At 60.8% G+C, this 25128-nt stretch carries 23 protein-coding genes; 7 read left to right on the plus strand and 16 right to left on the minus strand.

Translation table 11 applies throughout. The features are described from left to right. Positions 1-9 precede the first annotated feature (9 nt). The 3 genes from BT199_RS14495 (at position 10) to BT199_RS14505 (ending at position 1756) form a co-directional block, all read left to right on the plus strand. Entirely contained in the window at positions 10-285 is a 276-nt protein-coding gene (locus tag BT199_RS14495; RefSeq protein WP_057702483.1) for a polyhydroxyalkanoic acid system family protein, read from the plus strand. Positions 286-385: 100 nt separating this feature from the next. Continuing rightward, positions 386-808: a phasin family protein gene (locus BT199_RS14500; protein ID WP_072434779.1), complete on the plus strand. Its 423-nt coding sequence runs from the start codon at positions 386-388 to the stop codon at positions 806-808. Between the two features lie 12 nt (positions 809-820). Then, positions 821-1756: a phasin family protein gene (locus BT199_RS14505; protein ID WP_072434781.1), complete on the plus strand. Its 936-nt coding sequence runs from the start codon at positions 821-823 to the stop codon at positions 1754-1756. 94 nt (positions 1757-1850) lie between these two features. On the opposite strand, the gene BT199_RS14510 is transcribed toward BT199_RS14505, so the two are convergent. From BT199_RS14510 to BT199_RS14535, 6 genes are all read right to left on the minus strand, one after another. Beyond that, positions 1851-2366, minus strand: coding sequence for a fimbrial protein (locus BT199_RS14510; RefSeq protein ID WP_057702707.1), 516 nt, complete (start codon positions 2364-2366; stop codon positions 1851-1853). Between the two features lie 18 nt (positions 2367-2384). Then, positions 2385-3341, minus strand: a complete 957-nt coding sequence (locus tag BT199_RS14515) for a fimbrial protein (RefSeq protein ID WP_072434783.1) — start codon at positions 3339-3341, stop codon at positions 2385-2387. Then, on the minus strand, positions 3341-5929 hold the full coding sequence (locus BT199_RS14520; RefSeq protein ID WP_072434785.1) for a fimbria/pilus outer membrane usher protein: 2589 nt from the start codon (positions 5927-5929) through the stop codon (positions 3341-3343). The genes BT199_RS14515 and BT199_RS14520 overlap by 1 nt, the downstream gene beginning before the upstream one ends. 145 nt (positions 5930-6074) lie before the next feature. Beyond that, entirely contained in the window at positions 6075-6833 is a 759-nt protein-coding gene (locus BT199_RS14525; RefSeq protein ID WP_072434787.1) for a fimbrial biogenesis chaperone, read from the minus strand. A 5-nt stretch (positions 6834-6838) separates the two neighbouring features. Beyond that, positions 6839-7612 (minus strand): fimbrial biogenesis chaperone, encoded by a 774-nt coding sequence (locus BT199_RS14530; protein WP_072434789.1) that lies wholly within the window; start codon positions 7610-7612, stop codon positions 6839-6841. Positions 7613-7665: 53 nt separating this feature from the next. Next, a complete protein-coding gene (locus BT199_RS14535; protein WP_072434791.1) occupies positions 7666-8244 on the minus strand; it encodes a fimbrial protein in 579 nt (192 codons plus the stop codon). 338 nt (positions 8245-8582) lie between these two features. Between BT199_RS14535 and BT199_RS14540 the strand changes: the two genes are divergently transcribed. Then, positions 8583-9278 (plus strand): response regulator transcription factor, encoded by a 696-nt coding sequence (locus BT199_RS14540; protein WP_256575966.1) that lies wholly within the window; start codon positions 8583-8585, stop codon positions 9276-9278. Positions 9279-9284: 6 nt separating this feature from the next. Here the strand turns inward: BT199_RS14540 and BT199_RS14545 are convergent, their stop codons facing one another. From BT199_RS14545 to BT199_RS14590, 10 genes are all read right to left on the minus strand, one after another. Next, the gene (locus BT199_RS14545) at positions 9285-9905 is read right to left on the minus strand and encodes a TetR/AcrR family transcriptional regulator (protein WP_057702491.1); all 621 of its coding nucleotides are present in this window, start codon (positions 9903-9905) and stop codon (positions 9285-9287) included. A gap of 27 nt (positions 9906-9932) precedes the next feature. Beyond that, a complete protein-coding gene (phaC, locus tag BT199_RS14550) occupies positions 9933-11615 on the minus strand; it encodes a class II poly(R)-hydroxyalkanoic acid synthase (RefSeq protein ID WP_019820033.1) in 1683 nt (560 codons plus the stop codon). A 90-nt stretch (positions 11616-11705) separates the two neighbouring features. Then, entirely contained in the window at positions 11706-12551 is an 846-nt protein-coding gene (gene phaZ / locus BT199_RS14555; protein WP_019820034.1) for a poly(3-hydroxyalkanoate) depolymerase, read from the minus strand. Positions 12552-12710: 159 nt separating this feature from the next. Next, positions 12711-14390 carry a class II poly(R)-hydroxyalkanoic acid synthase gene (gene phaC / locus BT199_RS14560; protein ID WP_072434793.1) on the minus strand — a complete coding sequence of 560 codons (1680 nt, stop codon included), beginning with the start codon at positions 14388-14390 and terminating at the stop codon, positions 12711-12713. 249 nt (positions 14391-14639) lie between these two features. Next, entirely contained in the window at positions 14640-15017 is a 378-nt protein-coding gene (locus BT199_RS14565) for a gamma-butyrobetaine hydroxylase family protein (RefSeq protein ID WP_072434795.1), read from the minus strand. A 160-nt stretch (positions 15018-15177) separates the two neighbouring features. After that, the gene (hslU, locus tag BT199_RS14570) at positions 15178-16515 is read right to left on the minus strand and encodes an ATP-dependent protease ATPase subunit HslU (RefSeq protein ID WP_003171208.1); all 1338 of its coding nucleotides are present in this window, start codon (positions 16513-16515) and stop codon (positions 15178-15180) included. A 37-nt stretch (positions 16516-16552) separates the two neighbouring features. Continuing rightward, on the minus strand, positions 16553-17083 hold the full coding sequence (hslV, locus tag BT199_RS14575) for an ATP-dependent protease subunit HslV (protein ID WP_003171209.1): 531 nt from the start codon (positions 17081-17083) through the stop codon (positions 16553-16555). A 220-nt stretch (positions 17084-17303) separates the two neighbouring features. Next, entirely contained in the window at positions 17304-18005 is a 702-nt protein-coding gene (locus BT199_RS14580; protein WP_003187899.1) for an SPOR domain-containing protein, read from the minus strand. A 1-nt stretch (position 18006) separates the two neighbouring features. Further along, positions 18007-19743 carry an arginine--tRNA ligase gene (gene argS / locus BT199_RS14585; RefSeq protein ID WP_014716573.1) on the minus strand — a complete coding sequence of 579 codons (1737 nt, stop codon included), beginning with the start codon at positions 19741-19743 and terminating at the stop codon, positions 18007-18009. Positions 19744-19947: 204 nt separating this feature from the next. Next, the gene (locus tag BT199_RS14590) at positions 19948-22167 is read right to left on the minus strand and encodes a primosomal protein N' (RefSeq protein ID WP_072434797.1); all 2220 of its coding nucleotides are present in this window, start codon (positions 22165-22167) and stop codon (positions 19948-19950) included. Between the two features lie 337 nt (positions 22168-22504). Here BT199_RS14590 and rpmE point away from each other — a divergent pair, with 337 nt between their 5' ends. The 3 genes from rpmE (at position 22505) to BT199_RS14605 (ending at position 25007) form a co-directional block, all read left to right on the plus strand. Then, positions 22505-22735, plus strand: coding sequence for a 50S ribosomal protein L31 (rpmE, locus tag BT199_RS14595; RefSeq protein WP_014716575.1), 231 nt, complete (start codon positions 22505-22507; stop codon positions 22733-22735). Positions 22736-22749: 14 nt separating this feature from the next. Beyond that, complete coding sequence (locus tag BT199_RS14600) at positions 22750-23556, plus strand: thermonuclease family protein (protein ID WP_014716576.1); 807 nt, start codon at positions 22750-22752, stop codon at positions 23554-23556. A 182-nt stretch (positions 23557-23738) separates the two neighbouring features. Next, a complete protein-coding gene (locus BT199_RS14605) occupies positions 23739-25007 on the plus strand; it encodes a malic enzyme-like NAD(P)-binding protein (RefSeq protein ID WP_014716577.1) in 1269 nt (422 codons plus the stop codon). The last annotated feature ends 121 nt before the right edge of the window (positions 25008-25128 follow it).

Here is a 25128-nt window from a genome sequence, read left to right on the forward strand (position 1 = left end):
GTCATTGCAATGGCCCGTATTACCGTTGAGCGTGAACATACCCTGGGAAAAGAACAGGCGCGGGCCAAGGCTGAGCAATTGGCGCGCAAACTCGAGGATAAATATGGGGTGGAGTCTTCATGGGCTGGCGACACCCTGAAGCTCAAACGTTCCGGGGTTAAGGGCACGGTCGCGGTAGGCGAAGACTCGCTGCGCATCGATGTCGAACTCGGCCTGTTGATGTCGGCCATGAGTGGCACGATCAAGTCTGAAATCGAAAAAGCCCTGGATAAGGCGTTGGCCTAACCTGGCTCTTAGGGTGCCGATTCTAATTTTAAACCCTACTTTGTGCCCAAGCCCTCAACTCCTGCGGGCCGTCCTCCACCCTTTTTGCGTGAGGTGCACCATGGCCAAAGTTATTTTGAAGAAAAAAATCGACGTTCAAACCACCCCCCTGAGTGAGGTTAAAAGCTATGCCCGCAAGATCTGGCTGGCGGGCCTTGGTGCCTATGCAAAGGTAGGCAGCGAGGGCGGCGAATACTTCAAAGAGCTGGTCAAGAGCGGCCAACATATTGAAAGCAAAGGCAAAAAAGTTGTAGTTGAACAACTTGATGCCGCCAACAGTCAGATTGATCAAGTAAAGAGTAATGTCTCCGGCGTCAGAGGCTTGGTTGAAGTTCAGCTGGATAAAGTTGAAAAAGCTTTTGACACGCGTGTTGCAAGTGCCTTGAATCGAATCGGCATTGCGTCTAAACATGACGTGGAGACACTCTCTGCTAAGCTCGAAGAGCTGACGGCATTGCTCGAACGTGTCGCGCGTAAACACTAAGGAGACATCGGGATGGCTGTTAAAAAGACTACTCAGAAAGAAGGCAGCTCGTGGGTTGGGGAAGTTGAAAAATATTCCCGCAAAATCTGGCTTGCTGGTTTAGGCGTGTACTCGAAGGTTAGCAGTGACGGCGGTAAATACTTCGAGACTCTGGTCAAGGACGGCGAGAAGGCCGAGAAGTTGACCAAGAGCACAGTCGGTAAAAAAGTGGACGCGGCCAAGGCAACTGCCGGTTCCGCCAAGTCGAGCATTTCTGACACCTGGGGCAAGTTGGAAGAAACCTTCGACAAGCGCCTCAATAGTGCGATTTCGCGACTGGGCGTACCCAGCAAGGCTGAGTTAAAGGCGCTGCACAGCAAGGTCGATACCCTGACCAAGCAAATTGAGAAGCTGACCGGCGCCAAAGCGGCTCCCGCCAAGACTGCCGCGGCCAAGCCAGCAGCAAAACCGGCGGCCAAACCTGCGGCTAAAACAGCCGCGGCAAAACCCGCCGTTAAAACTGCCGCCAAGCCTCTGGTTAAAGCCGCCGCCAAGCCGGCTGCAAAAGCCGCTGCCAAAGCGCCAGCCAAAACCGCTGCGAAACCTGCGGCCAAGCCAGCGGCTAAAACTGCTGCCGCTAAACCGGCCACCAAGCCTGCCGCTAAGCCAGTGGCCGCTAAAACCGCCGCGAAACCTGCGGCTAAACCGGCTGCCAAGCCTGCGGCTAAAACAGCGGCTGCCAAACCTGCCGCCAAGCCCGCCGCTGCCAAACCTGCAGCTAAACCTGCAGCGGCCAAAAAGCCTGCGGTAGCGAAAAAACCGGCAGCCGCCAAGCCTGCTGCGGCGGCCAAGCCAGCAGCGGCGCCAGCACCGGCCGCTTCTACCGCCAATTCGGTGTCCGCACCGACGCACGCGGCCGCTACTGCGACTGCAACGCCGGTCAACCCGACGCCATCCAGTCAGTCCTGATTTTTGCGGGACAGAAAAATGCCCGGCCTGTAGAGGCCGGGCATTTTTTATGCTTGGCAAAAATCAGCTATCGCGGGGCTTTATCCCAAGCCCATCAGTTGTAAGTGATCGAAACAGTCACGGCACTGGCCAGGGTACCGTGGGTAATTGCTTCTCCGGTTTTATGGTAAGCCGCTTTGAGTGGCAGTACCGCCTTGCTGGCGCTTGTCGCAACCGTACGGCTGCGTTGTACCTCGGTGCCATTGGCGGGGATGATGCCGGTGCTGGCCAGCCACAGTGCGGTGCCGCCCGATGTTCCCGTGTTGGCAAAGAGCTCGGCGTTGCCGGCAGAGGGGGTGCCGGCGAACTGGAAGATCACGTTCTTGACGTCCGAGTCGCAGTCGGCGGCAAGTTCAAAGTCGTGCTCTCCCGCAGAGTCGGTAGTGTCGAAGTCCGATACTTTGACCGCAGGCAAGGTAATCGTGCGGTTTACATCGCCGGCGTTAAGGTTGCAGGTGCCAGCATTGACCACGCCTTGAAATGTCAGGGTGCCAGTAGTGGCAGCGAGCGCGGCGGGGATGTCCAGGCTTGCGGTGATTGCCAGTAGCAGGGGCAGTGTAGGTAGACGCATCATGAGTCCTCAGGGGGTTCAGTTGTAGGTGATGTTGACGGTGGCAGTACTGGTCAGCGTGCCTTGGCCGACCGTGCCGCTCTTGTGGTACGCCGCGCCGAGTGGCAATACCGCGCGATTGCCGGTCACAACCAGCGTGCGTTCGTTGTCGCTGCCATTGGCAGGAATGGTTCGGTGAGTGCCGTCGATCCGCGAGTACAGCCACAGCGCCACGCCGTTGGCCGTGCCGGTGTTGGCAAAGAGCAGGTTGTTGTCAGTCGATGGCTGGCCGGAAAAACGAAAGGTGACGTTGGTGGCGTCGCTGCAATTGGCCGTCAGCTCAAAATGGCGCGCGCCGGCGTAGGGGCCGCTGTTGAAAGCACTGACCTGCACGGGGTCGAGCGTGATGGTGCGGTTGACATCACCGGCGGCGAGGTCGCAAGTGGCGACGGGGCTGACGAAAGTAACCGAGTTGTCGAGCTTGAGCTCAAAGCGCCCCAGAATCTGGCCGATGCGGGTCAACATCGTGTAATGGTAGACCCTTCCCGCAGGCACCTCCCCTCTGGTCACCGGCCCGATCTTGTAGAAGATTGCCTCGGCATTGGTGAAGATGGGGTGGCTTCCGCTGGGCAGGTAACCCACGGAATTGTCAAACGCATAGAAATTGCTCGCTGGACGGGCATCGGTAATCCTTATACGGATGCCGATGCCGGGAACCTCGGTTTGATTGATCGTGGTGGCCTGGTGATGCAGGTAATTGCGCGATGCAATTTGTATCAACGTCACGCTGTTGCAATTCATGAAGCGGGCCGCAGCCACACCGCTGAACGGTTGCTCGGTGATCACGCTGCCCACCGGCAGGTCGCGCGGTACGGTGATAGTCGTCGGAAGGGAGAGGCCGTGGGTGGAGTTCATATAGCTGTCGCACTCCGCTTGCGCAGCGATCGGCAGGCCAAGCACCAGCAATGTTGGGATGAGTCTGATCAATGTCTTCATCATGCATTCCGAGCAGTCACGAGGTATTTGTCGACAGGCGCTGCATGTGCGGCAACGGGTGTTTCGCTCCGGCAGATGCCTGCGTTCAGATGGCGTACGCGGTGGGCCGCGTCTGGGTGGGGGCGCGCACTTAGCGCGTAATGCAGCTTGCATGAAGCATTAGCTTGCGGGCCCCATTTGACGGTCAGTCGCCCTTCTGTGCGCGCCACGCGAACAAAGGCTTTACCGCCCTGGCCAACGATGCCGACGCTTGCGCCGTCTTCATCGAATACATCCGCACCGAATGGCAGCGGGTTGCCATCCTCACGCTGCGCCGTGATCAATACGGCTTGCCCACTGACCGTTTCGAACTGCAACTGCACCACCGAGCCGGCCCGAGGGGCGACGTTCTGCGCGGCGGTCTTGAGCTCTACATCGACGGACAGGTCCTTGGGGTCCAGCTCGACCACGTTCTGGCGGTAAGGGGTGAGATGCGGCACCACGGCATAACCGCTCTTACCGATCTGGGCGCTGTGGTTACCGTTGATCCTTGCGCCCAGAGCGTCGGGGGCCTGGACGAGGCCGATGGTGTCGCCCAGCTCCGGTGCAAAGGTCACGCCGCCACGGTGGGCGACGATGCCGCCAGTCATGCCCAGGGAGGTCGATTGGTACGCGTTGCTCTGGCCGTAGCTTGCCGATAGCGCGCCCTGGGACGTCTGGTATTTCAGGTCGGCGCTGGTGGCGTAGCCGCTGCCCTGGGCACGGCTGCTGCTCAGGCCGTAGCTCAACTCACTGCGCTCGCCAAGGGTGCCACCCAGGCCCAGACGCTCACCTGAGCTTTGGCCGCCTCGGTAAGCTGTGGTCGTCAGGGTGGGCGTGCGGGCACCGCTGCCCAGCGGCAGGCTCACGGTAAAATCCAGCTGCTTGTCCACATGCTCAGTCAGCAAGTCACGGGTACGCTGCGCGCTGACTGTGTAGTGCAGCCCGTTCCATGTGCCGCTGTAGCCGGCGGTGAATGTCAGGTTGCCATTGTTACGGTTCCAATAGTTTTGCGAGGAGCCGGTGAGGTACACCGAGCCGTCGCCCACGCGTTGATTGAGGCTGATGTCCATCCGGTCGCGCAGGCGCGACACACGGTCAAGCTTGAGCCCGTCCAGGGCGAGGTCGCGGATGTGCGCCGCATCGCTCACGCTCAAGAAGCCTTCGGTGGAGTAGCGGTAGGCACCCAGGGCGAAGTGAGTACCGGTGTGGGCGAAGTTTTTGCTATAGCGTAGCTGCACGCTTTGCCCATCGCGTGAGCCATGCCCCGGCAGGTGGGCGTTGGACTGGGTCATGTCCAGCGACAGTGCACCGAACGGCGTGTTGAACGCAGCGCCCAGTAACTGCGAGCGGTAGTCCTCGCCTATCACGGCGCCGGTATAACCGGTCAGCAAATTGCTCAGGCCGTGTTGGTAGGTAGCCTGCATCACTCTGGGCGGATGGTGCAGGCCGATTTCATCGAGCAGTCCGGCACTCAACGAGTAACGGCTGTAGCCGGGGCGCAGCAGGTGGGCGTTGGCGGCAAAGGGGACGATGAACTCGCGGGTACGGCCATCGGCTTCGGTCACAGTGACGTTCAGATCGCCGCCATACCCGGTGGGGAACAGGTCCTTGAGCACGAACGGGCCGGGCGCCACGGAGACTTCATCGAGCAGTACGCCACGCTGGCGCACAGTGACCCGTGCGCTGGTTTCGGCGACACCGCGCACCACCGGCGCAAAGCCGGTCAGCGAGTCGGGGAGCATCCGGTCATCGCTGGACAGGCTGGCGCCGCGCAGGCGCACGCTGTCGAACAGCTCGCCGGGGGTATAGATTTCGCCGAGCACCAACTGGGACTTCAAGGCGCCCAACTCCCGCTGTACATACGTGGCGCTGCTTTGATAGCCCGAGGCGGTATGGGTACGGCTGTAATTGCCATTGTGGCGCCAGTGCCAGTCGCCCAGGTTGAGCCCGGTATTCAAGCCCAGGTAGCTGGAGCCCAGGGTGCGCCCGTCGGTGCGCGTGGTGAAGGTGCTGGCGTTGTAACGTACAAACGCGGCATCCACGCCGCCATCCCAATGTTGCGGGTCGACATAGCCGCGTGGCTGACGGGCCAGGTAAATCTGCGGAACCTGCAGGTCCAGGCGACTTTCGCCCGAGTCGAACCGGCTGCTGGCGCCGGGCAGGTAGCTGGCGATGTCGGCACAGTTGGAAAGGGCAGCCGGTTGAACGTTATCGACCGTGACGCCAAACCTGAGCAACGCCTGGCGTTCCAGGCACAGTTGCGCGGTGTCCTGGCCGGTGACGTTGGAGAAGGACAGGGTTTCACGCCCGATCCACTGGCCGTTGAGGTGCACGTCGGCGCGGTAGTTGCCGGGCAGGATGACGTTGCCTTGGTTGAATTTTGCAATATCGACTTGCGCGCCCGCCTTGCCGCCCGGAAAAAAGGCCGGGTTGAATTCGACCTGTTCGGCACTCTGGGCGTAGAGGCTGCAGGCGCCACTGATCAGCAGCAGGCTGTGCACGGTCAGCTTGAATCGATGGCGTGCCGGGGATGGATAGTTAACGCCGGCTGGCGTGTTGAAACTCATGTTCAGCGTTCTCGAAAAGCAGGTGTCAGCCAACGCTTGGCATAGGGATTCCCTACCCCAACCAATGGGCATCGACATAAAGAGATGGAAGCGTGGGAGGCGCCGCTCAGGGCGCGCTACGCGAGAAGGTCAGGTACCTGGGGCGTCATGGCGGGACCTTGGCGCTGTGGGCGATTTTCACGCCATAGTCGTCGAGTGTCTGGAATTGCACGGTGGCCGTGGCACTGGGCGCAGAGTTGAGCGTGGGCAGCTCAAAACGAAGGCGGCCACCGGGCAATACCATGTTTGCGCTGCTGGGCGACGCGGTTTTACGTGCGTGCCGTTGCCCCGAGTCCAGCACCTCGACGGCTCCGAAGGTCACGTGATAGGGCGTTGGGTTGAATACTTCCAGGCCCTGGCCCTGGGCGTTCGATACGCGTCGCCATTGCAGTTTTCCAGGCGCGGCTTGCACCCCGTACGCAAGATTGTGCGGGCGGTAAAACAGCTTGATCCGCGAGCGGAACGCCAGCTGCAGTTGATTACCGGTTTGCGCGCCTGGGGGCTGGGCAGGCACCTCCAACAGGTTGAACCAGAACAGGCTTTCCTGTGTCGTTGGCAAGGGTTCGCCCGTATAGGCCACGCGTACCACCTGTTGCTTGCCTGGCTCCATGCGAAAGATCGGCGGGGTCACCACAAACGGAATGTCGCCCTGCTCCGGCGTCGAGTGCTCGTCGCCCTTGTCCAGCCAGGTCTGGACCAGCACCGGTGCCTGGTTTTTGCTTTCCAGCCTGACGGTAACCTCTTTGTCGCTTTGCGGGTAAACCACACGGGTGCTGTTGATGATCACGCTCGCCTGCAACGTCGTTGCGCCCAGCAGCGTGAAAGTCAGCAAGGTGGTCTGCGCCAGAATCCAACGTACATTCATACGGGTTACCCCCTACACGCGGGCAGTGCTGCCGAATGCCGCACGCGGGCACCGAAGTCGCTGACGCTGGTGAACTCAACCCTGGTCGGCGCTGGCGGGCACTCGCGCAGCAGCGGCAGCGCAAAGCGTTTTACGTCGCCGGCCGGCAGCAGCAGGCTGTCGTTGGCGCTCTGGTTCGGCGCTTTGGCAAAGCGCTGGGCGGAGCTGAGCAATTCGACGGAGGCGAGCGAGACGTGATAAGGCGTCGGGTTAGTGGCTTGCAGAGCGTAGCCGCGCTCGTGGGCGACCAGTTTCCATTGCAACCTGGATGCCGCGCTTGCCACCGGGTAGGGCAACGCTTGCGGGCGCACGAACACGCGCAACCGCGTGCGGAACGCCAATTCGATCTGGTTGTTGTCTTCACCTTTTGCGGCACTTGGCGGCACTTCCAGCACATTCAGCCAGAACAGGCTTTCGCGATCGGCAGGCAGAGGCTCGCCCGAGTAGCGCAGGCGTAGCGCCTGTTGCTGGTGCGGCTCGATACGAAAGATCGGAGGGGACGCACTCAACGGCGCTTTTGCAGTGGCCGCGGTCGAGTACCGGTCGCCGTCGTCCAGCCAGGTCTGTACCAATGCCGGGCGGGTGCCCTTGTTTTCAAGGCGCACGATCACCTCTTGCCGCTCGGCAGGGTAGATCACCCGGGTGCCGTGGATAATGACGCCTGCGTCAGCGGTAAGCGGGCATAGCAGCATCGCAGCAGACACACAGGCGGCAACGGTAAGACGTGTCTTGATATTCATCATCTGGTCTCTTCACCCAGGGAGGAGCCCGCTCGCGCAGGCCCGCTCGCGCTTTATTCGGCGTACTCGATCATGAACCCGACTCGGGTATTGACCTTGCCTTCGGCAGCCGGGCCGCTGGCGTACAGCTGTGCAGCCAGAGGGATGGTTGCCTGGTTATCGGCGATCACCACGCCTTCGGATTTCTCCGTGTACACATTGATTGGCGTGCCGCTACGGCTAGTGACTTCTACCTGTACATTCTTGGCATTGGTGGTGTCGGACGGATCGTCATAGCCATCGATGTTCAAGCGGCCCGTGGCCACGTCGATAGCCGGGCTGGTGGGGTCGAAGGCAACCATGGCGGTACGTCCGTTGGTGCAACTGCCCTCACCCGGCGCGCCGATGCGAATGGAGAAACCAGTCAAATTGGCGCGACTGCCCGCCGTAGCCAAGCGTGCAGCGGAGACGCCACCCAGGTTTACGTCCTTGACCACGGCACCTGTGCCCGGCGTCGCACCTTCGACGGTGCAGGTCACATCGGTCACCAAGCCACTGAAATTGATCACGCCATCGGCGGCGTGCGCCGAGGGCGACACCGCGGCGGTCAAGGCCAGCGCGGTTGCAACGGAAGATAAAACGTTGGCTTTCATTATGTTCCTGATCTTGATTGATTGAAGTTTCCCGTCGCAGGTTGATGCTCAGCGCCTGTGAACCCGTGTCGAATTTTTTCACGGGGCGGGTGTGCATAATTTGTATCTAAAAATGAATGCGCTCTATAGTGAAGCCACGAGTTTTAGTTCGTGATTGTTCGAAAGCGTATTGTTTTGTTTAAGAATTTTTGGCGGGAGCTGAAGTTCGGAAACTTCCTTCAGGTTTTTCTGTAAGAAGTGGCTGTAAGTAAACGTAGTACTGTTATGTCCGCTTATTGAATCCTGCATAAGGCTGGTCTATAGCGTGCAGTACTGCATTGATTTAGGCGGGAGCTGTTATGCCAACTTCATCAGTTACTGTCTGTACCGTCATGCTGCTCGACGACCATGAAATGGTGCGCCAGGGTATCGAGCTGGGATTGAATGCCGAAGCCGACATCCAGGTCATCGGCTCCTACGGCACGGGGCGGCAATTGCTTGAGGCGCTGGCCCAGCAGCCAGCGCATGTGATAGTCATGGACTTTGTCCTGGCGCCCGCCGACATCGATGGCCTCAGCCTGCTTCAGTCACTGGGCAGGCGTTTCAGCCAGTGCCGAGCCGTGATCGTATCTTCGGACTGTTCGCCCGCCACGGTGTCGCTGGCCCTGAAGGCGGGGTGTTGGGGGATTTTGGGCAAGACTCAGAATCTGACCGAACTGATCACGGCTATTCGAACTGTCGCTCAGGGGCGGCTTTATCTACCGCCTTGTATGGTGCCGACATTACAAGGCAGGCAGTCGGCGTTCGATAGCGTCACCCTGAAGTCGACAGTTGATGTTTCCATGCCGCTGTCATTGAACTCGGGACTGACGCCCAAAGAGCGGGAAGTATTGCGTTGTTTTCTCGATGGTATGTCGGTAAGTTCGATTGCAGCAAAGTTCTCCCGCAGTGCAAGTACCATCAGTACGCAAAAACAGTCGGCATATAGAAAGTTGGGCGTGCGTAACGACAGTGAACTGTTCAAGTTTATTCAGCACTTCGGTGGGCCTGAGTGAATACCGTCAATGCGGATCATCCAGATAGCCCAAGGCCCAGCGCTCGGTGGCCTGACGTGCGGGTGACACCAGGTGTGGCGCCACCAGCATCATGACCTGGTACACCACCACCCGGACCTCGCCTTCACGGTCCAGGACGCGTTGGTAATCCAGGGAAAACAGCAGGGTCATGGTGATCTGCTCCACCAATTGCCCCAGTGCCTGGGTGCCACTGACCAGTTGCCCTGCGGCTTTCAACCGAGCCAACAGTGAGGCCAGGGTGCGCTTGAGCGCCGTGAGCAGGTGGCGAACCCCTTTGGCCAGCTTGGGCAAGCGCCCGGCCAGGTTCGACAGGTCCTGGAACAGGAACCGGTAGTGAGCCATGCGCTCCACTATCAGGTGCAGGAACAGCCAGTAATCCTCGGCCTCCAGTTGCGCATCGGCGGGAGGATCGAGCAGTGGCGCCAACTCGCTTTGAAAGCGCTCGAACAGCCCCAGCACCAACGGCTCCTTGCCATGGAAGTGGTAGTAGAGGTTGCCGGGGCTGATCCCCATTTCATTGGCCACCTCCATGGTCGATACGTTCGGCTCGCCCTTGTGGTTGAACAGCAGCAGGGCGCATTCAAGGATACGGTCGCGGGTCTTCATCCAGTCTTCTTAATGTGATCGTTGAGCTCAACGCACGCGCACGTAAGTGCCTGGCGCTGCTTCCATCGGTGGGTAATTCTGGTTGCCCAGAGCGGTGAGGGTTTCGCGTTGTACACCGGAGCGTTTTTGCACCCACTCCAGCCACTGCGGCCACCAACTGCCTTCGACGTGCTGGGCGTCGTAATACCAGGCGCGCGGGTCGCTGCTCAGCTTGAGGTTCTCGACGTAGTTGGCCTTGGGGTTACCCGGTGGGTTGAGGATGCTCTGGATATGCCCGCTGTTGGACAGCACGAAGCGCCGCTCGCCGCCCAGCAGTTGCGTGGAGCGGTACACCGCGTCCCACGGCGTGATGTGATCGTTGATGCCTGCCACGCTGAAGCTGTCCACCGCGACCTTGCGCAAGTCGATGGGCGTGCCGCATACCTCCAGGCCGCCAGGGTGGCTCAGGGGGTTGTGCTTGAAGAAGTCCAGCAGGTCACCGTGCAAGGCCGCAGGCAGGCGCGTGTTGTCGTTGTTCCAGTACAGGATGTCGAACGCCGGCGGTTCCTTGCCCAGCAGGTAATTGTTGATCCAGTAATTCCAGATCAAGTCGTTGGGGCGCATCCAGGCAAACACCTTGGCCATGTCGCGGCCATCCAGCACGCCTTGCTGGTAGGAGCGGCGCTTGGCGGCCTCCAGGGTTTGTTCATCGGCGAATAGGGTTGCGGGGCTATCGATCTGGCTGTCGAGCAGGCTTACCAGGTAACTGGCGCTGGAGATGCGCCGCAACTGGCGCTTGGCTTGCAGGTGGCCTTGCAGGGCGGCGATGGTCAGGCCGCCGGCGCAGGCGCCCATCAGGTTGACCTCGCGGGCGCCAGTGATGGCCCGGCACACGTTGAGCGCTTCTTCCAGCGCCGCCACGTAGGTGGACAGGCCCCATTCGCGATGCCGCACGTCCGGGTTACGCCAGCTGACCATAAAGGTCTGCAGGCCGTTTTTGAGCGCGTATTGCACAAAGCTGTTGGCCGGGCTCAGGTCGAAAATGTAGTACTTGTTGATTTGCGGCGGCACCACCAGCAGTGGCTTGGCGTACTGTTTTTCGCTCATGGGCTTGTATTGGATCAGCTCCAGCAGCTCATTGCGAAACACCACCGAACCGGGGGTGGTCGCCACGGTCTTGCCCACTTCGAAAGCGTGCTTGCTGACCTGGCGCGGCAAACCGTTGTTGTGCAGCAGGTCTTCGAACAAATTACTCACGCCACGCACTACGCTGTTGCCGCCGGAGTTGAGCAACTCCTTGATCGCCAGCGGGTTGAGCAGGGTGTTGGAAGGGGACACGGCATCGTTGAGCAGGGCGAAGGCGAACTGCGCGCGGGCGCGATCATCGTCACTGAGGGCGCTGTCATCGATCCACTGCCGTGTCTGTTTTTGCCAGCTCAGATAGGCTTGCAAGCTGCGGCGGTACAGCGGGTTGAGCTTCCAGGTGGGGTCGCTGAAGCGATGGTCCCTGGGGTTGGGTTCGTGCACGGTCTCACCCAGCAGCACACGGCCCAGCTGGCCGCCCAGGGCCAGGGCGTGGCGAGCGGTGTGCACCGGGTTGCGCAGGCCGTGCGCGGCGACGGTACGCAGGGTCGACAGCAAGTCCCGGCCGCGCAGGCCGGTGATCGCATTTTGCGCGTTGATGAACGCAGCGGGGGTGGGCGCCGGGTTCGTCACGGGTCTTTCTCGCATGAGCCAACACTCCTTCGTCAAGTCATCAAGCAGGCACGCCAATCCAGAACCATAGTCGGTTCCTGGCAAGTTGCGCGGTGGTGTGGTCCTTCACACCGCCGGTCGCGGATGTATCACGGCACGCAGGCGCTCCTCCTCCAGAAACTTCATGATGATCGGCGCCACGGCTTCGGCCCGGGTGATCAGGAACAGGTGGCCGTCGTCGATGATGTGCAACTGCGCATTGGGGATGCGCCAGGCGAGCATGCGCATGTTGACCAGCGGGATCAGCGGGTCATCGTCCCCGGCCAGCACCAGGGTGGGCTGGCGGATCTTGTGCAGCCAGTGAATGCTGGTCCAGCCCAGCCCGGCAAACAGTTGCCAGTAGTAACCCAGCTTGCCGGCCGAGCGCACTTTGCTGGCGTGCTCGGCGGCCAGTTTGGAATCTCGGCGGAACGAACCGCCATAAATCATCGGTGCAATGCGCACCACGTGGGACGGCTGGATATAACGCCTGGGGCTTGCCATCAGCCACAAGACCTTCGGTTTGCCCGGCACCATGAAGGCCCCGGCCGCGGTGGCCGCCAGGATCAATTTCTTGCAGCGCTCGGGGTAGTCATACGCAAATTGCTGGGCCAGCGCTCCGCCCCAGGACACGCCCACGGCATTCACTTGGCCGTAGTCGAGGTAATCGAGCATACGTGCGGTGAGCTTGGCCAGGCCGGGGAAGCGATAGGGTCGGTTCGGCGTCGAGGATCCGCCCACGCCGGGCACGTCGAAGGCGATCACTTCCAAGTCCGGGTCCAGGGCCTGGACGAACGGAAACACCAGCTCAAGGTTGGCGCCGATGCCGTTGAAGATCAGCAGCGGGGTCAAGTGCGGCTTGCCCGGGCGTACCGCCGTGCGGATGGTCTGGCCATCCAGGTCGATGGTACGGAAGATGAACGGTTGCGCCATGCTCAAGCCCTGTGAAGTGTTACAGCCGGAATGCGATCAAAAATGTGGGAGCGGGCTTGCTCGCGAAAGCGGTGTACCAGTATCAGATGTGCCAACTGAAATACCGCATTCGCGAGCAAGCCCGCTCCCACATTGATCTCATTTCAATTACAAAAGTGCCTAGCGTTCATGTACATAGGTACCCGGCGCCGCTTCAGCGGCTGCATAGGTTTTATTGCCTAATGTCGTCGGGGCTTTTTTCAATTTTCCCGCCCGCTGCGCCTGCCACACCTGCCAATGCAGCCACCACGAGTCGGTGTGCTTGGTCGCATCTTCTTGCCACTCCAGCGCACTGCCGGCCAGACCCTCGCTGGTCTGGTAGCGCGCTTTGGGGTTGCCCGGCGGGTTGAGGATGCTCTGGATATGCCCGCTGCTGGACAGTACAAACTCGACCTTGCCGCCGAACAACTGCGCTGACTTGTAGCAGGACTGCCACGGCGTGATGTGGTCGTTGGTGCCGGCCAGGGAATAGATATCGGCAGTGACCTGCTTGAGGTCGATGGGCGTGCCGCACACTTCCAGGGCGTTGGCCCGTACCAGTGGGTTGTTTTTGAACAGTTCGATCAGGTCGCCATGGAACGCGGCCGGCAAGCGTGTGGTGTCGTTGTTCCAGAACAGGATGTCGAACACTGGCGGCTCGTTGCCCAGCAGGTAGTTGTTGACCCAATAGTTCCAGATCAAGTCGTTGGGGCGCATCCAGGCAAAGACCTTGGCCATGTCGCGACCTTCCAGCACGCCGGCCTGATAGGAGTGGCGCTTGGCCGCTTCCAGAGTCTGCTCGTCGACAAACAGCGCCACCTGGGTGTCCAGGGTGGTATCCAGCACGCTCACCAGCAGAGTCAGGGCGTTGACCTTCTTCTGCCCCAGCGCCGCGTAGTGGCCCAGCAGCGCCGTGCAGGTGATGCCGCCTGAGCAGGCACCGAGCATATTCACGTCTTTGCTGCCGGTAATCGCCGTGACCACATCGACCGCTTCCTTCAGCGCCTCGATATAGGTGGATAGCCCCCATTCGCGCTGGGCCTTGGTGGGGTTGCGCCAACTGACGATAAAGGTCTGCTGGCCATTACGCAGGCAGAAGCGCGCCAGGCTTTTATCCGGGCACAGGTCGAAGACGTAGAATTTGTTGATCTGCGGCGGCACCACCAGCAGCGGGCGCTCATGCACCTGCTCGGTAATGGGCTTGTACTGGATCAGCTCCAGCACGTCGTTGCGAAACACCACCGCGCCTTCGCTGGTGCCCAGGGTCTTGCCGACTTCAAAGGCGCCCATGTTGACCTGGCTGGGCATGCCGCCGTTGTGCACCATGTCCTTGGCCAGGTGAGACAAACCGTCGAGCAGGCTTTTGCCGCCAGTTTCAAAGAAGCGTTTGACCGCCGCCGGGTTGGCCGCGCTGTTGGTGGGGGCCATGGCTTCGGTCATCAGGTTGATCACGAAGTGGCCCCGGCTGATGTCTTGTGCCGACAGGTTGCTGTCGTCGATCCAGTCGTGAAGTTCCTTACGCCATGCCAGGTAGGTCTGCAAATAACGTTTGTAGAGCGGGTTCTGGCTCCAGGCTGGGTCGTTGAAGCGGCGGTCGTCGCCCTCGGGCACCAGTGCGGATTTGCCGAACATCACATTCTTCAATTCAACGCCAAAGTGGGCGACGTGCTTGACGCTGTGCAACGGTTGCTTGATGGCTTGGGTCAGCACCATCTTGGCCGAGGCAAGTAAATCCTTTTTGCGTAACGCGATGATCGGGTTCAACCCCAGGGTGTTTTCCGAGGCCTGGCGTTTCAAGTCATCGTTATTCTTGTTACTCATCTACGACGCTCCATTGTCCGAAAGACGAGTACCGGCGATTGCTGCGCACCCAATTTCGATACACGACACCAGCCTGGTACTGCGACTCGGGTGACCGTTGATACCGCATCGTCAAATGCAGGGAACTTGCCAGCTCCATTGGTTACCCGAGTTTATTTTTTTTCGCAAGCGGGCCAATCGTTGGCCACGCGACAGGGCATTCAAGCAGATGAAATTAGAAAATGCGCTCTAAACAGCAAGACCCCTGTGCTAGAGCATCAGCCGCACGACCGACTCACTCGGATCGCGGGTTTTACCAGCGGCTTTGAGCTCGGCCAGGTAGTCGACCCACAAAGCGTCCTGACGTACGGCCAGCTGATAGAGATAGTCCCAGGTGAACAGTCCGCTGTCATGACCGTCGTCGAAGGTCAATTTCAGTGCGTACTGGCCGGCCGGTTCCAGCTTGATCAACCGGACGTTGAGCTTGCCGAATTGCAGGATGGGTTTGCCGTGGCCCTGGACCTCGGCGGAAGGGGAGTGCACCCGCAGGAATTCGGCGGGTAGTTGATAAACCTCGTCGGGCCCGTAGGTAAGGCCGAGGGTGTTGGAGGTTTTATGCAGGTTTACTGCGGTAGGAAATTTCGACATTGGAGATAACCCTGAAGGAACCGGCCCAAAATGTGGGAGGGACCAATGTGGGAGCCGGGCTTGCCCGCGATGCCGGCACCTCGGTGTTTCAGGAACACTGAGGTGATGCTATCGCAGGCAAGCCAGCTCCCACACAAGCCACTCCCACATTGAGTGAGGCTTACAGGATATAACGAGACAGATCTTCGTTCTGCGCCAATTCGCCCAGGTGGCTGTTCACATAATCGGCATCGATCTTGATCGCTTCGCCATTCTGCGCACCGGCCATGTCGCCGGCGCTGAAGGATACTTCCTCAAGCAGGCGCTCAAGCAAGGTATGCAGGCGACGGGCACCGATGTTCTCGGTCTTCTCGTTGACCTGCCAGGCGATCTCCGCCAGGCGCTTGATACCGTCAGCCTGGAATTCGATACCCAGCCCTTCGGTTTTCAGCAGCTCGCGGTACTGCTCGGTGAGCGAGGCATGCGGTTCGCTGAGGATGCGCTCGAAGTCGCCCGGCGTCAGTGCCTTGAGCTCCACCCGAATCGGCAGGCGGCCTTGCAGTTCGGGCACCAGGTCGCTGGGCTTGCTCAGGTGGAAGGCACCGGAGGCGATAAACAGGATGTGGTCAGTCTTGACCATGCCCAGCTTGGTGTTGACCGTGCAGCCTTCGATCAGTGGCAGCAAATCGCGCTGCACGCCTTCGCGGGAGACATCCACGCCGCCGGAGTTACCACGCTTGGCCACCTTGTCGATCTCATCGATAAACACAATGCCATGTTGCTCGACCGCTTCCAGGGCCTTGGCCTTGAGTTCTTCCTCATTGACCAGGCGCCCGGCTTCTTCGTCGCGCACCAGCTTGAGCGCTTCTTTCACCTTGAGCTTGCGGCTTTTCTTCTTGCCCTTGCCCATGTTGGCGAACAGGTTCTGCAACTGGCTGGTCATTTCTTCCATGCCAGGCGGGGCAGAGATATCCACGCCGGACACTTCGGCCACTTCGATCTCGATTTCCTTGTCATCCAACTGGCCTTCACGCAGGCGCTTGCGGAACAGCTGGCGGGTGTTGGAATCCGACGAAGGTGCGGCGTCTTCGTTGAAACCCATGCGTGCCGGTGGCAGCAGGGCGTCGAGGATGCGCTCTTCAGCGGCGTCTTCGGCGCGATGGCTGACCTTGGTCACTTCCTGTTCGCGCAGCATCTTCAGGGCGGCGTCAGCCAGATCACGAATGATCGACTCGACATCGCGGCCCACATAGCCGACTTCGGTGAATTTGGTCGCTTCGACCTTGATGAACGGGGCATTGGCCAGTTTGGCCAGCCGCCGAGCGATCTCGGTTTTGCCGACGCCGGTAGGGCCGATCATCAGGATGTTCTTGGGCGTTACTTCAACGCGCAGTTCTTCTGGCAGTTGCATCCGGCGCCAGCGGTTACGCAGCGCAATGGCAACGGCGCGCTTGGCATCGTCCTGGCCGATGATATGGCGGTTGAGTTCATGGACGATTTCGCGGGGAGTCATGGACATAGTGTTTGGCGGCCTCAAGCCTGAATAAGCCTAGGGCTTATTCGGCGAGGTCCTGCTCCTCAATGGTCTGATTGTGGTTGGTGAACACGCAGATATCGCCAGCGATACCCAGGGCGGTCTCGACGATTTCACGGGCCGACAGGTCGGTTTTCTTCAGCAGCGCGCTGGCCGCAGCCTGGGCGTAGCCGCCACCTGAACCCATGGCGATCAAGCCATGCTCGGGTTCAACCACGTCGCCGTTGCCGGTGATGATCAGGGAAGCGTCTTTGTTCGCAACCGCCAGCATAGCCTCCAGGCGGCTGAGGGAGCGGTCGGTGCGCCATTCTTTGGCAAGCTCTACAGCGGCGCGCACCAGGTGGCCCTGGTGTTTCTCAAGCTGGCCTTCGAAGCGTTCGAACAGGGTAAAGGCATCGGCGGTTGCGCCTGCGAAGCCGGCAAGCACCTGGCCGTGGTACAGGCGGCGCACTTTCTTGGCGTTGCCTTTCATCACGGTGTTGCCCAGGGAAACCTGGCCGTCGCCGCCCATGACAACTTTGCCGTGGCGACGTACTGAAACGATGGTGGTCAAGGGGAGAGTCTCCACGCAGCGGGGCGAAAATGCCCTGATGGAAACTCATATGGGGGTGGCGAGGGGGATTTCAACCGTAGGGAGGCAGTGCGGACGAGTGGTGATCGTTCCCACGCTCCGCGTGGTAATGCCGCCTTGGGCGCTCTGCGCCTGCTCTGTGACGCAAAGCGTCAAGGGGCACGTTCCCACGCGGAGCGTGGGAACGATCAGTGGGTATGCGTCAGCGGCTCTGGCGTTGTTGTAACAACAGGTTGCTAAACCCGGCGCCGGCCAATTGCTTTTGCGCCACGGTCAGCTGTTCACGGTTGCTGAACGGCCCCACCAATACGCGATACCAAGTCGCATCCTTCACCGTGCCGGACTCAACCGATACCGATTGGCCCAACAGAATGATCTGTGCGCGTACACGGTCCGCATCCGCCTGTTTCGGGAACGAGCCCGCTTGCAGGAAGAACTTGGTCACCGGCGCAGCCTTGGTTGCAGCCACCGGCGGTGCTGGCGGCGGCGTGATACCGGCCAGCGCGGCCTGGGCGCGCGCCGTGTCGATTTTCGCCGCTTCCGCTGGGGTTACCGGCGTGGTCGGCACTTGTGGCGTCGGCAGGGTTTTTTCCGGCACGGCGTCAGGCGGCACGATCACTTCCGATTCCGGCAGCAGCGTGTAGAAGTCGTACTTGGGCTTTACCGGTGCGGTCGGGCTCGGCGCGGTCTTGTTGGCTTCGGCGATTTTCGTGGCCTTTTGCTGCTCCTGTTTGACGCGCTTGACGTCATCGCCCTGGCCGGGCTCCAGCTTCATCAGAAACACGATAAATGCGCCGACCGTCAGGCCGATGGCCATCCACAACCAACCCGGAATCGGTTGCTTCGCCGGGGCCTGGTAGCGGCTGGCGCCGCGCTTGGGTGCAGGTTTTTTCTTGGCAGCCAACTTACATACGCTCCAGAGTTTCCAGGCCCAAGAGTTCCAGGCCTTGCTTGAGGGTGCGTCCAGCCAATGCGGCAAGGCGCAGGCGACTTTGTTTCTGGGCTTCGTCGTCGGCGGTCAGGATCGGGCAGTTCTCGTAGAAGCTGGAGAACAGGCCGGCCACTTCGTACAAATAGGTGCACAGGATGTGCGGCGTGCCTTTTTCGCCAACGCTGTTGAGCACTTCGCCAAATTGCGCGAGCTTGGCCGCCAGTTCCTGTTCGTGGGCGGCGTCCAGCGCGATCTGGCCCTCGACTTCGCTGAAGTCCTTGCCCAGCTTGCGAAATACCCCGGCCACGCGGGTGTAGGCGTACAGCAGGTACGGCGCGGTGTTGCCTTCGAAGTTGAGCATCAGGTCGAAGTTGAAGCTGTAGTCGCTGGTGCGGTGCTTGGACAGGTCGGCGTATTTCACCGCGCCAATGCCCACCACGCGGGCAATATTACGCAGGTCGGCCTCGGCCAGCTCCGGGTTCTTTTCCTTCACCAGGTTGTAGGCACGTTCCTGGGCTTCGGTCAGCAGGTCGATCAGCTTCACGGTGCCGCCGTCGCGGGTCTTGAAGGGGCGGCCATCGGCGCCGTTCATGGTGCCAAAGCCCATGTGCTCCATATGCATCGGGTGGGTGACGAAACCGGCGCGACGGGCCACTTCGAACACCTGCTGGAAGTGCAGGGCCTGGCGCTGATCGACGAAGTACAGCGCACGGTCAGCCTTGAGCACGCCACTGCGGTAACGCACGGCGGCCAGGTCAGTGGTGGCGTAGAGGTAGCCGCCATCGGCCTTGACGATGATCACCGGCAGCGGCTCGCCGTCGGCGGTCTTGAATTCTTCGAGGAACACGCACTGGGCGCCGTTGCTTTCGACCAGCAGGCCTTTGGCCTTGAGGTCGTTGACCACGTTGATCAGGTCGTCGTTATAGGCGCTTTCGCCCATCACGTCGGCCATGGTCAGTTTCACGTTGAGCAGCTCGTAGATTTCCTGGCAATGGGACAGGGAAATTTCACGGAAGCGGTTCCACAGCGCCAGGCACTCTTCGTCGCCGGCTTGCAGCTTGACCACCAGGCCCCGTGCGCGGTCGGCGAACTCTTCAGACTCGTCAAACCGCTTTTTGGCGGCGCGGTAGAAGTTTTCCAGGTCGGCCAGCTCGTTGCTGGTGATCGGGTTTTCCTGCAGGTAGGCCATCAGCATGCCGAACTGGGTACCCCAGTCGCCCACGTGATTCTGGCGGATCACGGTGTCGCCGAGGAATTCCAGCACCCGTGCCACGCCGTCGCCAATGATGGTGGAGCGCAGGTGGCCCACGTGCATTTCCTTGGCCAGGTTCGGCGCCGACAGGTCGATGACCACGCGCTGGCTGTCGCCGGCCTTGCGTGCACCGATGCGCGCATCGGCCAGGGCGGCATCCAGGCGCGACGCCAGGGCCTGGGTGTTCTGGAAGAAGTTGATAAAGCCTGGGCCGGCAATTTCGGCCTTGGTGACACTGGCGTCAGCCGGCAGGGCTGCGATGATTTTTTCTGCCAGGTCGCGCGGTTTCATGCCGGCCGGCTTGGACAGCATCATCGCGATGTTGCTGGCGAAGTCGCCATGGGTCTTGTCGCGGGTGTTCTCCACCTGGATCGCCGGCGACAGGCCTTCAGGCAACACACCTTCGTGGACGAGTTGGGTGAGGGCTTGTTGGATCAGCTGGCGAATGGTGTCTTTCATGGTGTTCTCTTTCGACCGCAAGCGGCGGCGCGCGATGCGCAGGTGGAAAAACTGGGCATTATCCGTGGCGAGGGCGGGCTTGCCAACCGTTCAGACTATATGGCGGACCTGCGGGCCTCTTCGCGGGCAAGCCCGCTCCCACATTTAAGGGTATTCACATTTCATAATGTGGGAGCTGGCTTGCCTGCGGTGACGTAATTACCCTCAATACAAATCTACCGGGTCTACATCCAACGACCATCGCACTTGCCGACCGCTGGGCAGTTGCTCCAGCTCAAGCATCCAGCGACTTAATAGTCGATGCAGCGGCGCGCGGGAGGTTGCCTGCAAGAGTAGCTGAGCGCGATAACGTCCGGCGCGCCGCTCCATGGGCGCTGGCACCGGGCCGAGTAGTTCGATGCCACTGAGGGCCAGTTCGCCCAATAAACGCTCAGCGGCGCTGCAGGCCTCATCAAGAAAGCCTTCGGCCTGCCCGGGTTTGTGAGCTTCGGCACGCAGCAGCGCCAGGTGCGCAAAGGGCGGGAGGCCGGCGGCGCGGCGTTCGCTCAAGGCCTGTTCGGCGAAGGCAAAGTAGCCTTGTTCCGTCAGTTGAATCAGCAGCGGGTGGTCGGCCAGGTGCGTCTGGATAATCACCTTGCCTGGCTCTTCGGCCCGCCCGGCGCGCCCTGCCACCTGCACGATCAACTGCGCCATGCGTTCGCTGGCGCGAAAATCCCCGGAGAACAGCCCGCCATCGGCATCCAGGATCGACACCAGGGTCACCCGTGGGAAATGATGCCCTTTGGCAAGCATCTGCGTGCCCACCAGAATGCACGGTTGGCCCTTGTGGATGGTGGTGAACAGTTGGTTCATAGCGTCTTTGCGCGACGTGCTGTCGCGGTCGACACGCAGCACCGGGTAATCCGGGAACAGAATGCCCAGGCGTTCTTCGGCGCGCTCGGTGCCGGCGCCCACGGGCCGCAGGTCCACCTTGCCGCACTGCGGGCAATGGCGCGGTACCCGTTCCACATGGCCGCAGTGATGGCAGCGTAACTCGCCGTGGCGCTGGTGCACGGTCATGCGCGCATCGCAGCGCTCGCACCCGGACATCCAGCCGCAGTCATGGCACAGCAGCGTCGGGGCAAAGCCGCGGCGGTTGAGAAATACCAATACTTGCTGGCCGGCGGCCAGGGTCTGGCCAATGGCCTGTTGCATCGGGCCGGAAATCCCGCTGTCCAGCGGGCGGCTTTTCACGTCCAGGCGCAGGAAGCGCGGTTGTTTGGCGCCGCCGGCGCGCTCGTTCAGGCGCAGCAGCCCGTAACGGCCGGTGTAGGCGTTGTGCAGACTTTCCAGGGACGGCGTGGCCGAGCCCAGCACAATCGGGATGTCTTCCTGGCGGGCGCGCACCAGCGCGAGGTCGCGGGCGTGGTAGCGCAAACCTTCCTGCTGTTTATAGGAGCCATCGTGCTCCTCGTCGACGATGATCAGCCCGGGGTTTTTCATCGGCGTGAACAGTGCTGAGCGCGTGCCGATAATAATGTCGGCCTCGCCGTCCCGCGCCGCTAGCCACGACTCCAGGCGTTCACGGTCATTGACCGCTGAGTGCACCAGGGCGATTCGGGCATTGAAGCGTTGCTCGAAACGCGCCACGGTCTGCGGGCCCAGGTTGATCTCGGGGATCAGCACCAGTGCCTGCTTGCCCGCCTGCAGGGTTTCGCGGATCAGTTGCAAATAGACTTCGGTCTTGCCGCTGCCGGTGACGCCGGCTAGCAGGAACGCGTGGAAACTGTCGAAACCGGCGCGAATCGCCTCATACGCGGCGCGTTGCTCGGGGTTCAGCGGCAACTCCGGCTGGGCCAGCCAGTGTTCGTGGCGCGGGTCCGGGGCGTGCTTGCGGATTTCCACCTGCACCAGGCCCTTGGCCAGCAGCAGGTCGAGGCTGTCTTTGCTCAGCATCAGCTTGCTTAATAGCTGATGGGCCACGCCGTGTGGATGCTGCGCCAAGGTGGCCAGGGCCTCACGCTGGCGCGGGGCGCGGGCGATGCGCGGGTCTTCGAGGCGTGCGCCGGACGCCATCGACCAGAAACGCTCCTGACGCGCTTCGGCCAGTTCGCCCTGGCGCAGCAGCACCGGCAGCGCCCAGCTCAAGGTATCGCCCAGGCTGTGTTGGTAATACTGCGCGGTCCACAGGCACAGCTTGAACAGCGCGGGCGGCAGCGGCGGTGTGGCGTCGAGCAGGGCAATAGCCGGCTTGAGCTTTTCGGCAGGCACTTCGCTGTGGTCGGTAACTTCCACCAGAATGCCGATCATTTCCCTGCGCCCGAACGGCACGCGCACGCGCATGCCTGGCTGCAACTGCGCACGCGACACGCCGGGCGGGGCCCGGTAATCGAACAGGCGGCGCAGGGGCGAGGGCAGGGCTAGGCGCAAAATGGCGTCGGGCACGCGAGGAGTCTCATCTATTAAGGCAGCGGTGGCGCAGGGGCGGGAGCCTAGCAGACCGGGGTTGTCACGTCTCCAGTACTGGAACCGGATCTTGTGGGAGCTGGCTTGCCTGCGAAAGCGCTAGTGCAGTAACAGATGCAGTGACTGACACACCGCCTTCGCGGGCAAGCCCGGCTCCCACATTGTCGGCGGTGTGTCAGGAATATCTGATGAAAGGGAGCTTTCGGCCATTACCGCCGCTTGCGCGATTAAAAAGGTCTGGTAGAATCCGCGGCCTAATTACGTGCGGTATTCGACAATAGTGTCGAGTGGCGGCACGCTAGCCTGAGGAAGTGCCATGAAAGCCGATATCCATCCAGCGTACGAAACCATCCAAGTCACCTGCAGCTGCGGCAACAAGTTCGAAACTCGTTCGAACCTGTGCAAGCCACTGGGTACTGACGTATGCAACGAGTGCCACCCGTTCTACACCGGTAAGCAGAAAACTCTGGACACCGGCGGCCGCGTACAGCGCTTCGCAGATCGCTTTGGTGCTTTCGGCAAGAAGCCTGCTACTCCAGCAGAGTAAGGTTCAAGAGCCTTATGGGCTTTTACCCGCTGTTGAAAAAGGCGTCCCTTGTGGGCGCCTTTTTTGTGCCTGGAATTTGGCTGGTGACCGCTGAGGCCGATGCATTCTGCCCCGCCCCGGCAGCTATCGCCCGCGTTGAGGTGCAGCGTGTTGTGGATGGCGACACAGTACGCCTCAAGGATGGTCGCAGCGTACGTATGATCGGCCTCAATGCGCCGGAAACCGGCAAGAAGGGCCGTCCAGACGAGCCATTTGCCGTCGCCGCACGCCAGCGCCTGCAGGCGTTGGTCAAGGCCAGTGATGGGCGTGTCGGCCTGGTGCCGGGGCGCGAAGGCAAAGATCATTACGGGCGCACCCTGGCTTACCTCTACGGCGCCAATGGCGAGAACCTGGAGGCGCAACTGCTGGCCGAGGGCCTGGGGTACCAGGTGGGCGTGGCGCCGAACGTGGACCTGGTGGCCTGCCAGCAGGCGGCCGAAAACAGCGCCCGCCAGTCACGGCTCGGCCTGTGGCGCCAATCGCCGGTGCAAAACGTGGCCAATCTCAAGCGCTCCGGGTTTGCCCTGGTGGCTGGTCGGGTCAGCAAGATCGAGCGCAATCGCGGCGGAATCTGGATTGAACTGCAGGGTTCACTGGTATTACGCATTGCGCCCGAGCTGATCAGCCAGTTCGATACGGCCATGCTCAATGGTCTGCAAGGCCGCACCCTTGAGGCGCGTGGCTGGGTGCAGGATCGTTCCCGCCGTGGCGGCCTGAAAAAAGGCCAAGCACGCTGGCTGTTGCCAATAACCGACTCTCGCATGCTGAAATCCACGCTTTGAATAAAAAATTGTAGACATTTTTTATTTCGATTGTGAACAGTTGAGCCCTTGTATCCCGTGGCTCTTGGCCAAAAGTCGTAGCCCAGGGCCCTTGACACCTGTGACTGCCCAGTCTTGTAGGGACTTTACGACACGCGTATCCTCGGCGGTCCGTCGACCAACAGTAAAAGCGGAATGCCGATATGTCTGATTTGAAAACTGCCGCTCTCGAATACCATGCCAATCCTCGTCCAGGAAAGCTGAGTGTAGAGCTCACCAAAGCCACTGCCACTGCCCGCGACCTGTCGCTGGCCTACAGCCCTGGTGTTGCCGAACCCGTACGTGAAATCGCCCGTGACCCAGAGCTGGCGTACAAGTACACCGGCAAAGGCAACCTGGTTGCAGTGATTTCCGATGGCACCGCGATTCTGGGCCTGGGTAACCTCGGCCCATTGGCTTCCAAGCCAGTCATGGAAGGCAAGGGCGTGCTGTTCAAGCGCTTTGCCGGCATCGACGTTTTCGACATCGAAGTCGATTCCGAAAGCCCGCAGGCGTTCATCGACACCGTCAAGCGCATTTCCATCACATTCGGTGGCATCAACCTGGAAGACATCAAGGCGCCTGAGTGCTTCGAGATCGAAAAGGCCCTGATCGAGCAGTGCGACATTCCGGTATTCCACGATGACCAGCACGGCACCGCGATCGTTACCGCAGCCGGCATGATCAACGCCCTGGAAATCGCTGGCAAAACCCTGGGCGAGGCGAAAATCGTCTGCCTGGGCGCCGGTGCCGCGGCCATTTCCTGCATGAAGCTGATCATCAGCATGGGCGCCAAGCTGGAAAACATCTATATGGTCGACAGCAAGGGCGTGATCCAGTCCGAGCGTACCGACCTGAACCAGTACAAGGCGATGTTTGCCCATCCGTCCTCCAAGCGCACCCTGGCTGACGCCCTCGACGGTGCCGACGTGTTCGTTGGCCTGTCCGGCCCGAACTTGCTGAGCGCTGAAGGCCTGAAATCCATGGCGCCGAACCCTATCGTGTTCGCCTGCTCCAACCCGGATCCGGAAATTTCTCCTGAGCTGGCCCACGCCACTCGCAGCGACGTGATCATGGCCACCGGCCGTTCGGACTACCCGAACCAGGTCAACAACGTATTGGGCTTCCCGTTCATCTTCCGTGGTGCCCTGGACGTTCGCGCCAAGCGTATCAACGAAGAAATGAAAGTGGCCGCTGCCAACGCCCTGCGTGAACTGGCCAAGCTGCCGGTACCTCAGGACGTGTGCGACGCCTACGGTGGCGCCAAGCTGGAATTCGGTCGTGAGTACATCATTCCAAAACCAATGGATAAGCGCCTGATCACCCTGATCTCCGATGCCGTGGCCAAGGCCGCGATCGAGACTGGTGTGGCTACCCTGCCGTATCCAAAGAACTACCCGCTGCAGAGCGTGGATGATGTGTTCAACGGCTAAGCCGTTATAGCGCACCAACAAAAAGCCCCGGCTGAGTGATCAGTCGGGGCTTTTTTGTGGCTGACGATTCACCCGAGTCTTGTGCGGATCCAAGTGTGGGAGCGGGCTTGCTCGCGAATGC

Source organism: Pseudomonas sp. NFR02 (assembly GCF_900119375.1).
In the GTDB taxonomy this organism is placed as follows: Bacteria; Pseudomonadota; Gammaproteobacteria; order Pseudomonadales; family Pseudomonadaceae; genus Aquipseudomonas; species Aquipseudomonas paracarnis.

Excerpts from the sequence above, each read along its gene's own strand:
- BT199_RS14495 (WP_057702483.1), top strand. The coding sequence starts at position 10 with ATGGCCCGTATTACCGTTGAGCGTGAACATACCCTGGGAAAAGAACAG.
- BT199_RS14500 (WP_072434779.1), top strand. The coding sequence starts at position 386 with ATGGCCAAAGTTATTTTGAAGAAAAAAATCGACGTTCAAACCACCCCC.
- BT199_RS14505 (WP_072434781.1), top strand. The coding sequence starts at position 821 with ATGGCTGTTAAAAAGACTACTCAGAAAGAAGGCAGCTCGTGGGTTGGG.
- BT199_RS14510 (WP_057702707.1), bottom strand. The coding sequence starts at position 2,366 with ATGCGTCTACCTACACTGCCCCTGCTACTGGCAATCACCGCAAGCCTG.
- BT199_RS14515 (WP_072434783.1), bottom strand. The coding sequence starts at position 3,341 with ATGAAGACATTGATCAGACTCATCCCAACATTGCTGGTGCTTGGCCTG.
- BT199_RS14520 (WP_072434785.1), bottom strand. The coding sequence starts at position 5,929 with ATGAGTTTCAACACGCCAGCCGGCGTTAACTATCCATCCCCGGCACGC.
- BT199_RS14525 (WP_072434787.1), bottom strand. The coding sequence starts at position 6,833 with ATGAATGTACGTTGGATTCTGGCGCAGACCACCTTGCTGACTTTCACG.
- BT199_RS14530 (WP_072434789.1), bottom strand. The coding sequence starts at position 7,612 with ATGAATATCAAGACACGTCTTACCGTTGCCGCCTGTGTGTCTGCTGCG.
- BT199_RS14535 (WP_072434791.1), bottom strand. The coding sequence starts at position 8,244 with ATGAAAGCCAACGTTTTATCTTCCGTTGCAACCGCGCTGGCCTTGACC.
- BT199_RS14540 (WP_256575966.1), top strand. The coding sequence starts at position 8,583 with ATGCCAACTTCATCAGTTACTGTCTGTACCGTCATGCTGCTCGACGAC.
- BT199_RS14545 (WP_057702491.1), bottom strand. The coding sequence starts at position 9,905 with ATGAAGACCCGCGACCGTATCCTTGAATGCGCCCTGCTGCTGTTCAAC.
- phaC (WP_019820033.1), bottom strand. The coding sequence starts at position 11,615 with ATGCGAGAAAGACCCGTGACGAACCCGGCGCCCACCCCCGCTGCGTTC.
- phaZ (WP_019820034.1), bottom strand. The coding sequence starts at position 12,551 with ATGGCGCAACCGTTCATCTTCCGTACCATCGACCTGGATGGCCAGACC.
- phaC (WP_072434793.1), bottom strand. The coding sequence starts at position 14,390 with ATGAGTAACAAGAATAACGATGACTTGAAACGCCAGGCCTCGGAAAAC.
- BT199_RS14565 (WP_072434795.1), bottom strand. The coding sequence starts at position 15,017 with ATGTCGAAATTTCCTACCGCAGTAAACCTGCATAAAACCTCCAACACC.
- hslU (WP_003171208.1), bottom strand. The coding sequence starts at position 16,515 with ATGTCCATGACTCCCCGCGAAATCGTCCATGAACTCAACCGCCATATC.
- argS (WP_014716573.1), bottom strand. The coding sequence starts at position 19,743 with ATGAAAGACACCATTCGCCAGCTGATCCAACAAGCCCTCACCCAACTC.
- rpmE (WP_014716575.1), top strand. The coding sequence starts at position 22,505 with ATGAAAGCCGATATCCATCCAGCGTACGAAACCATCCAAGTCACCTGC.
- BT199_RS14600 (WP_014716576.1), top strand. The coding sequence starts at position 22,750 with ATGGGCTTTTACCCGCTGTTGAAAAAGGCGTCCCTTGTGGGCGCCTTT.
- BT199_RS14605 (WP_014716577.1), top strand. The coding sequence starts at position 23,739 with ATGTCTGATTTGAAAACTGCCGCTCTCGAATACCATGCCAATCCTCGT.